Annotated in this window: 3 protein-coding genes; all 3 read left to right on the top strand. The window is 39.5% G+C overall.

Translation table 11 applies throughout. From position 1 onward, the window contains the following. The first annotated feature begins 106 nt into the window (after positions 1 to 106). From istA to DCC39_RS18620, 3 genes are read left to right on the top strand one after another with little or no spacing between them, the layout of a single operon-like run. Positions 107 to 1,699, top strand: coding sequence for an IS21 family transposase (istA, locus tag DCC39_RS18630; RefSeq protein ID WP_116556382.1), 1,593 nt, complete (start codon positions 107 to 109; stop codon positions 1,697 to 1,699). After that, positions 1,696 to 2,472, top strand: a complete 777-nt coding sequence (gene istB / locus DCC39_RS18625) for an IS21-like element helper ATPase IstB (RefSeq protein ID WP_116556381.1) — start codon at positions 1,696 to 1,698, stop codon at positions 2,470 to 2,472. Before istA ends, istB begins: the two co-directional genes overlap by 4 nt. A 23-nt stretch (positions 2,473 to 2,495) precedes the next feature. Next, the gene (locus DCC39_RS18620) at positions 2,496 to 2,837 is read left to right on the top strand and encodes a hypothetical protein (protein WP_116556380.1); all 342 of its coding nucleotides are present in this window, start codon (positions 2,496 to 2,498) and stop codon (positions 2,835 to 2,837) included. Positions 2,838 to 2,925 lie beyond the last annotated feature (88 nt).

The raw sequence follows: 2,925 nt of genomic DNA, 5'->3' as shown, positions 1-2,925 counted from the left end.
TGTTTATAGTAATCTAAAACTGGGCCACCATGGTAATTGAAAAGTCCCCCACTGTTATAATAAACTCACAGATTTTATTTCCAAATCATGTGAGGGGCTGAAAGTGGTGATCAAGTTGAAATCTAAGCAAAATATACTCATTAAGTACTTTAGGGAGGGGCTGTCACAAAGAGCAATAGCACGAGAAGTTGGGATGGATAGGAAAACAGTGAAGCGATATATTGAAGAATACGAATCAAAACTTCAGGAAATTGAAAATTTTAATGGCGAAATAGATAAGGGGGAACTTATTCAAAATTTAGTAGATTCACCAAAGTACGACACATCAAACCGTGTAAAACGAAAGCTAACGGATGAAATTGAGGAAAAGATCAAGAATTTTCTAGAGGAAAATAGAATTAAACGACAAGGGGGACTACATAAGCAAACGAAGAAAATCATCGATATTCATGAAGCGTTAGAAGCAGAAGGATATAACATAAGTTATAGTACCGTTAGAAATGCCGTACATGGCCTAGCAAGAAAGGAGAAAGAAGCGTTTATAAGAGGAACCTACCAGCCCGGATGTATATGTGAATTTGATTGGGGGGAAGTGAAAGTAACCATATCCGGCAAGCAGAGAAAGTTACAAATGGCTGTCTTTACATCGGCCTATGGAAATTACCGCCTGGCATTTTTGTTCACCAAGCAAAAGACGGAATGCTTTCAGGAAGCTCATGCCCTTTTCTTTGAAAGGGTTGGTGGAGTCTTTCAAACGATGGTATATGACAATATGAAAGTCGCTGTAAAGCAATTTGTAGGAACTGAAAAAGAACCAACCGAAGGGCTATTAAAACTATCAAGCTATTACTTATTTCAATTCCGATTTTGTAATGCAGCAAAGGGAAATGAGAAAGGCCATGTGGAAAAAAGTGTCGAAATAGTTCGTAGAAAGGCCTTTGCCTTCCGAGACACGTTTGAAACACTGGAAGAGGCTAATCATTACTTACTGGAGGTGTGCCATAAGTTAAATCAAAGAACAATAAAGAAAGACACAAACCAAACAGCAGAACAGTTATTACAAGAGGAAAATGGACATCTCTTACCTTCCCGCCCACCTTTTGATGCGGCAAGGGTTGTGCATCCACGTGTGGATAAATACTCGACGGTTACGATCGACCAAAGCCATTATTCCGTGCCAGATCACTTAGTAGGGGAAGTGTTAAAGGTAAAAATCTATTCCAATCGAATTTTATGCTTTTACCAAGAGGAAAATGTCGCGGAACATCATCGTTTAACAGGAAGTCACGAGTGGAGTCTGCAACTGGAGCACTATGTCAAAACACTAAAGAAAAAGCCTGGTGCATTAGCTGATAGCGCAGCATTACAACAGGCGTCGAAGAAAATAAAAAACATTTATAAGGCTTATTATACCAGTAGCCCAAAAGATTTTGTAGAGTTAATGCAACTTGTAAAGGAAGGAACAAGTCTTTCAGTTATTGAACAAAGCATTGAGGAGCTAAGGAAAATTAATCCAGAGCATGTCACAACCGATAAAATTAAGATATTGTGTAAGAAAAATAGGGATGCCCCTCTGTCTCTACCTATCCTTTCGTCGCAAGAATCAAAAGCCATTGAGCATCATGCCCAAGAAAATTTGAAAGAATATGACACCCTGTTTCAGACTGGATCTATTGGGACAAAGGAGGGAATTGCATGAGTCATTTAAAGTCATCCTGGAGAGAACAAGTCATCGAATTCAGTAAGGATTTGAAATTGCCTTCAATTCGCAAATATTTAGAGGAACAGGTGAAAGAATCAGCGCTAAAGGATGCAAGTTATGAAGAGTTTCTAGCCCTTTTACTACAGAAGGAAACAGATGCCAGGCAAGAGACCGCAAAGTATAACCGAATCCGCCGGGCAGAGTTTCCCTACAAAAAACATCTAGAAGATTTGCGTATTGAAGAGCTTCCGCCAGACGCGCAAAAAGGATATAAACTCTTGAAGACTTTAGATTTTATCAAAGAAGGGAAAAATATTATTCTAGCAGGAAGTCCGGGGACGGGAAAGACCCATATGAGTATCGGTCTTGGAATGAAAGCTTGTGTGGAGGGGTATAAAGTATGGTTTACAACGGTCCCCTTACTCATTAACCGTCTGAAAGAATGTCGAGCAGAAAAGTCACTAAGGGCTTTTCAAAATAGATTTGAGAAATATGACCTTGTAATCGCTGATGAAATGGGATATATCTCTTTTGACAAAGAAGGAGCCGAACTTTTATTTACACATTTATCTTTACGAGCAGGACAGAAGTCAACGATTATCACTACGAATCTCTCATTTGAACGTTGGGGAGAGATCTTTCAGGATCCAGTCATGACAGCAGCCATGATCGATAGGCTCACCCACCAAGCGTACATTGTCAATATGAACGGAGCTTCGTATCGAATGAAAGAAACCAAGCAATGGTTAGAGCAACAAAAGCTTGTTTAAATACGACGAAAGGAGGTTTTTGGATGATGACAATGACCTTGGAGAAAGCAGCCTATTTCCTCCGTTCAGAATACGGTATGGAATACAACGGGAAAGGCATTACTTGTGCAAATGTGGCGGAATGGGTAGAAAAAGGCCTAATCAGAGCAAAAGGAGATAAGAATCATATAACAATAGACCGAGTTGCTTTAGCGGAATTTGTAGAGGATAGCCGATGGCAGGGAACGGCCTATGAGAAAGGAATTGACGATCAAACGAAAATAGAACGTTTATTAGATGAGGTCATGAAGCTGAGAAAGGAAAATGAAAGGCTGCAGAAAGAAAACACGGAGTATGCTTTAAAATTAGGGATCGGAGATTTTTAATTTACTATGGATCCCCTACCATATTTGGAAAATTTAGGTGGGGGACTTTTCAATTAACATTTGGGGTAATTTTGAGTTGACAAATACA

This window comes from Pueribacillus theae (assembly GCF_003097615.1).
Lineage (GTDB): Bacteria > Bacillota > Bacilli > Bacillales > UBA6769 > Pueribacillus > Pueribacillus theae.
The sequence above is the reverse complement of the archived record's forward strand: the minus strand, read 5'-3'. Positions and strand labels throughout refer to the sequence as shown.